Source organism: Fluviicola sp., assembly GCF_030151805.1.
Classification (GTDB): domain Bacteria; phylum Bacteroidota; class Bacteroidia; order Flavobacteriales_D; family Crocinitomicaceae; genus Fluviicola.
Map to the genome: position 1 here is coordinate 1 of NZ_JASLCN010000007.1, position 3,384 is coordinate 3,384.

The following is a 3,384-nucleotide window of genomic DNA, read 5'->3' on the forward strand; positions in this document are numbered from 1 at the left end:
TGAACGTATACATCATAATCAGTTCCCGGGTTCAATCCGTTAATTGTAATGCTTTCTGTAGTTACCGCATCAGAACCGATTTCAGTTCCTGTTCCTGGTGTAAACCCAGGTGTTCCCCATTCCACATTCCAGGAAGTTTCGGAAGCCCCGGCTGTCCATGTTGCATCCAATGAATTCGGTGTTTCATTCCCGATCGCTAAAGTATCAACTGCTAAACAATTGTAATGTCCCACACTTACATTATCCACAATCCAGTACCAGGAATAATCTCCTACCCAACGAAAACGAACCTGTGCGTCAGTTGCTGTTGCCACAACAGATGTAATATCAAGTACTACATGCTCGGAGTTTGTCACCGGACCTGTTCCATCAAGAACGGAAACCCACGTCGTTCCATCATACACTTCCACATAGTATTCGCCACCCGCTTCATCTCTGAAATAGTGATCAAATATTAAAAAGATGTATCCTCCGGTATAAATGGTCGCATCAAAAGTCGGCGATTCCAAAGCCGTTTCTTCGGCACTACCATCAGTCCCCAAGTAATCGCTATCAAAAACAGCAAAGGGTGCAGATAAGGGTAAATTTGCGATTCTTTCACCGGGATTATCAAAAGCCCACAGACCTCCTCCAGCTAAGATTTCATCATTTGTCCATCCGGTCGGTGGTGTAGTTCCAGTTGCAGAACTGAAGTTCTCACTGAAAATTACTTGAGCCGAGGCATTGTTTGAAACTTGAAACAAGAACAAACACCCCAACAAGGTGTAAATTTTTCTCATAATATTTAGTTGTTGTATTTAGATTACCAATGTAATATTACTGAATATTTTCGCTTTTTTAAACAAAAGGTAAACAGATTTAGTCGCTTTTTTTTAGACCCAAAAGCCTTATCAATAGTTGCATCTGGTAAGTGAATACATCAATTATTGACTTCTCAATTTTCATACAATCTCTTGATTTACTGGCTCCAATCAGAATGCTGCCATTGAATCCAGAATTCCTGCAAACCTTCCTTTGTTTTGTACAACTTACTGATCCACAGTCTTCGATTTTTAACAATTTTGTTCTGACTGAAGATCAAATCGTGTTTTCTTTTCGTTAATTCAGGTTTATGCCCCCAGCCCCCACAATGATCAAAAGCGGTCATTGCCTGGTTTTTAGAAACCCGTTTAAACGGAATGTAAATTTTGTATTCGACATAATCTTCTCCGCTGTTCATTCCCTCCGTTGATACACGAATTTTTGCCAGGTCAACCTTACTGTATAAACTATCCCGGTAAAGCTGCTTGAGTTTTCTCCCGACATATTCACACATTTTATTGGAATATTGGTGTGCAACGTCGGTTCCGTTCAACTTTAGACGATCAATGTATTGTTCGGATACAAATTCCACTCCGCGATACATTCCGTAACAAGCAGAGTCTGTGCAAACCGGAGTATCAATAACACAGATAAAAGGAAGATTGGAAGAAGAATCCAATACCAGGGTTTCGCTGCTTTCAGATGTAAAAACGGTGTTATTTCGATTATTCCCGCCACATGAAACGGTTAAAACCAGTATTAAAATACAACTGCAGAAAATCGAACAGAACTTCATTCTATAAATCACTTTATCGTTCGAAAGATAGTTATTAACCGGCATTTACTCCAAACAGATAGCCGATTCCTGCCGTTACACACATGGCTACTGTTCCCCAAATACACAGACGAACAACCGGTCTCAACGGCCGCACTCCTCCCGATCTTGCTGAAACAGCTCCCAAAACGGCCAAAAAAATAATTGCAAAACCATATTGATAATAAATCATTTCCTTTACCGGAGCCCAAAATGCAACGCATAAAGGAAGAATCCCTCCGGCAATAAAAGACAGTCCGGATGAAATTGCTGCCAGGAAAGGTTTGGGTTGTGTGATTTCATTGATTCCCAATTCGTCCCGCGCATGCGCATCTAATGCATCATTGTGTGTTAATTCCTCCGCCACTTTCAAGGCCAGTTCTTTACTCAAACCTCTCTTTTCATAAATTGCGGCCAATTCGATCAATTCTTCTTCCGGGTTTTCCTTCAACGCTTTTCGTTCACGGCGCAAATCTGCCCGTTCGATGTCCGATTGAGAACTCACTGAAACATATTCACCGGCAGCCATTGAAAGGGCTCCCGCCACTACTCCGGCCAAAGCTGAAAGAATAATCGGATCTCTGCTTTCACTTGCTGCTGCAACTCCGATAACCAAACTTGTAGTCGAAAGAATTCCGTCATTGGCTCCTAAAACAGCGGCCCGAAGCCAACCGATGCGATTGATGTAGTGATTTTCTTTGTGCATGAAATGAAGATAGCAAGAAAATGATTCTCTTATCTCAAAATCTTCACCGGTTGCTTATTTTCATCAATTGCAACGAAGGTAAATTCTCCGGTAACGGCTTTTTCTCTTTGGTCGGAATACATTTGCTCAATAAAGATTTCTACGCGGATTTTCAAACTTGTACTCCCCAGATAGGTCACTTTACCAATCAATTCCACAATGGTTCCCGCCGGAATCGGCTTCTTGAAATCAATTTTATCACTGCTCACTGTCACCATTCTTTGGCGACTGAAACGTGTTGCGGCAATAAAAGCCACTTCATCCATCAATTGCATGGCTGTTCCTCCGAAAAGTGTATCGTAATGGTTTGTTGTGTTGGGGAAAACGGCCTTAAAAATACGTGTTTCGGCTTGCTGAATGCGTTCGTCTACTGTCATAGTTATTGTTTAATGTAAATGTGAGCATTGAAAAGTAAACTGAACGGAGTCGAAGTACTTTTCAATGCTCAATTGATTTAATTGTTCTTTTTAAAAAGTGTGGAGATACTTGAAAATCGCTGCTCAAGCAATTTGGTATTGTATTCTTTTTTCATTTCAAGCATGCAGGGTGCGCACAGACATTCACTATAATGATTACTGATATAATGACTTTCATCGACGGATAACGACACCGTTGTGCATTGACAAAGGGAGATTGAACCGGATTTACACACAAAAAACGCATGACATCTGGGACAGGATACTTGTTCGTGATCGCTCATACTGCTGCTTCTTTAAGTTATTTGTTCTCAAAGACTTTCTGAAATTTGATGCACGGATGAGCTTTTCCTCCGGAAAAAAGAGGCATTGTAAGACATCTCGACATAAGCTTCAAACCGCGAAAGCCTGGTCAATTCTGCTCTTCAGAATTCAGGTTAAAAATTCAACCCGGTTATGACAAACAGATCGGAAAATGGCAGGTATCCTGACTTGTAACAATTTTACCTCCTTCCCGCCTCTATTATTCAGACAGTGGATTATTGATAAAACCTTTGAAATGTTACTTACAGTTGCGCGACAGTTCGTGATTTACACACGATTCCCTA

Annotated in this window: 5 protein-coding genes and 1 riboswitch; all 5 genes read right to left on the minus strand. The window is 41.0% G+C overall.

The window, feature by feature from the left end; all coding sequences use genetic code 11:
- Positions 1–779: fibronectin type III domain-containing protein (locus tag Q1V93_RS00195; RefSeq protein WP_300659772.1), on the minus strand; the 779-nt coding region annotated here is incomplete at its 3' end.
- A gap of 179 nt (positions 780–958) precedes the next feature.
- Complete coding sequence (locus tag Q1V93_RS00200) at positions 959–1,597, minus strand: hypothetical protein (RefSeq protein ID WP_300659775.1); 639 nt, start codon at positions 1,595–1,597, stop codon at positions 959–961.
- 34 nt (positions 1,598–1,631) lie between these two features.
- Positions 1,632–2,321 carry a VIT family protein gene (locus tag Q1V93_RS00205; RefSeq protein ID WP_300659778.1) on the minus strand — a complete coding sequence of 230 codons (690 nt, stop codon included), beginning with the start codon at positions 2,319–2,321 and terminating at the stop codon, positions 1,632–1,634.
- Positions 2,322–2,350: 29 nt separating this feature from the next.
- Complete coding sequence (locus Q1V93_RS00210) at positions 2,351–2,737, minus strand: acyl-CoA thioesterase (RefSeq protein WP_300659781.1); 387 nt, start codon at positions 2,735–2,737, stop codon at positions 2,351–2,353.
- 77 nt (positions 2,738–2,814) lie between these two features.
- On the minus strand, positions 2,815–3,060 hold the full coding sequence (locus Q1V93_RS00215) for a cysteine-rich CWC family protein (RefSeq protein WP_300659784.1): 246 nt from the start codon (positions 3,058–3,060) through the stop codon (positions 2,815–2,817).
- A 175-nt stretch (positions 3,061–3,235) separates the two neighbouring features.
- A riboswitch (cobalamin riboswitch) is annotated at positions 3,236–3,384 on the minus strand. This riboswitch is flagged as partial in the annotation.

Bases quoted from the DNA above. Each gene is read 5' to 3' on its own strand.
- Q1V93_RS00200 (WP_300659775.1), bottom strand. From the start codon at position 1,597: ATGAAGTTCTGTTCGATTTTCTGCAGTTGTATTTTAATACTGGTTTTA.
- Q1V93_RS00205 (WP_300659778.1), bottom strand. From the start codon at position 2,321: ATGCACAAAGAAAATCACTACATCAATCGCATCGGTTGGCTTCGGGCC.
- Q1V93_RS00210 (WP_300659781.1), bottom strand. From the start codon at position 2,737: ATGACAGTAGACGAACGCATTCAGCAAGCCGAAACACGTATTTTTAAG.
- Q1V93_RS00215 (WP_300659784.1), bottom strand. From the start codon at position 3,060: ATGAGCGATCACGAACAAGTATCCTGTCCCAGATGTCATGCGTTTTTT.